3 protein-coding genes are annotated in these 1,911 nt (G+C 34.9%); all 3 read left to right on the plus strand.

Features of this window, described 5'->3' with window-relative positions:
• Window positions 1-161 precede the first annotated feature (161 nt).
• Window positions 162-386, plus strand: coding sequence for a hypothetical protein (locus CWS31_RS17175; RefSeq protein ID WP_148747790.1), 225 nt, complete (start codon window positions 162-164; stop codon window positions 384-386).
• Window positions 387-495: 109 nt separating this feature from the next.
• Window positions 496-843: an immunity protein Imm33 domain-containing protein gene (locus tag CWS31_RS17180; RefSeq protein WP_101344036.1), complete on the plus strand. Its 348-nt coding sequence runs from the start codon at window positions 496-498 to the stop codon at window positions 841-843.
• A 470-nt stretch (window positions 844-1,313) separates the two neighbouring features.
• A complete protein-coding gene (locus CWS31_RS17185; protein WP_101344037.1) occupies window positions 1,314-1,766 on the plus strand; it encodes a hypothetical protein in 453 nt (150 codons plus the stop codon).
• Window positions 1,767-1,911: the final 145 nt, after the last annotated feature.

A 1,911-nucleotide genomic window follows, 5' to 3' on the forward strand; every position in this document is an offset into this window, starting at 1 on the left:
CAGTTTGCTGTTTCGTGCCTCAACATTTTAGCAAACAATTTTTTGCCTCTTAATGAGGCGTTAGGTTTTCCGATATGGGTACTGAGATTATTGTTATAACATTCGCAAACTTATGCATTTTAGCTTACTCATTATTAATAAAAGCTATTAGGCTTGTGCTAGTGAAATTTGAATTTCTCAAGCCCGAGTTAGGCACTATTTATAAATACCATGCGGTATTGGTTTTATTGTTAGCGTTAATACCTTCATTATCATTTTTATGGGCAATTTCATCTGATTATGATTTCGCAATAGGTTATATTTTAATAATTCAAACACCAATTATTATATTAACTCTGGGTGTTATTATGAGTTTTGGTGCATGGAAAAACCTAACAAGGCATTAAAGCAGGACAAAAAACAGTTTGCTGTTTTTCGTACCTCAAACATTATAGCAAACAATTTTTTGCCTCTTAATGAGGCGTTATATGCTTACAAAAGTTTGGAGTTTAAATTTTGAGTATTGAGTTAAATCAACAAGAGTGTTGTGAACATTATGGTGCTCAATACTTACCAGTGAAAACAGGTCAACTTGTAACTATCTCAAAAGGCATTTATGAAGGGGTAAACCCAGTGGAAGGAGTTCGCTATCCTTCTCCAGAACATATGAGTGGTTGGTGGTTAACAACCGATGAATACGATGGAAATATTGATTCATTGGTTACAGTTCACTTCCAACATATTATTGATAAACGTCCTGAATTAGCACTATATATGGCATTACCATTTGGTTATCGTTTTAATTTAGGTGGTGAAACTGAGCATGTATGGCTTGATCAGGAAGTGGCGCAAGAAAGCATATAACAAGCCATTCAAGCAGGACAAATAACAGTTGGCTATTTGCTCCTTCGTCGCTTATTTTAGCCAACTATCATTTGCCTCTTAATGGGGCGTTAGGTGTTTTGGGTTATTTGTGTAAGGTATATTTTTTGATTCACGTTTTGCGCATCAATCACGTATCTTAAAACGTAATTTAGTTTTGTATTTATCGCGCGTGTATTATTGTTTCGCGGTGTTGCATAAAATTGAGAAAAGCAGTTTATTTAACTTTTTGGTGCGCTAATTTCTCAGTTTTTTCTGCAAAATTTCGTGCAAGACTTTGCCAATTACTTTATTGTGGTTTGGTAAGTTTAGGTGGCATAAACTCTAATCAGTTCAAACACCTAACAAGCATTTAAACAGGGACAAATAACAGTTGGCTGCCGTTCGTCCCTCACTATTTTAGCCAACAGTAATTTGCCCATTAAATGGGCGTTAGCCTTACAGGAAGTTTGATGCCATATTCTAACGTCACGATCTATGAGCAAATAGTTAAAGAAAACTATGATGCGATGGTCGTGGATGTTGAGAATGGAAGAACACCAAAACAAGATGGAAGTGGTTATATTATCAAATACGACCCTACTCGTTCTTCTTTTAAAAAATCTATGATAGTCGTAACTTTTGCAGGTATGTGGTTAGAGGCAGTCTTTCATCAATTTATGCTTAAAAACCACAGTAAGAATCAGTTTAATAAACATGACAAAGCCTCTTATAAAGAAAAATTAGAGTTAATGGGAGTCACGGACTCTAACATTTTAAATAGTGCAAATAATTTCCAAAAAACCAGAAATGAGCTTATTCATGAAAAGGCTTATATGGATAAAGGTGAAATTAAAACAGCACAAAAAGAAGCTGAAGTTGCTTATAAAATAATTGAACATGCTTCTAATATTGTCGTAATGTAAGGCTAACAAGCAAATAAACAGGGACACGTAACAGTTGGCTATCGTTCGTCCCTCACTATTTTAGCCAACATTACTTAGCCCGTTATTTGGGCGTTATACGTACAAGGATAGTCATGCAATCAATTGAATCATTAGCTTTAGGTGT

This window comes from Colwellia echini, from assembly GCF_002843355.2.
GTDB classification, from domain to species: Bacteria; Pseudomonadota; Gammaproteobacteria; order Enterobacterales; family Alteromonadaceae; genus Colwellia; species Colwellia echini.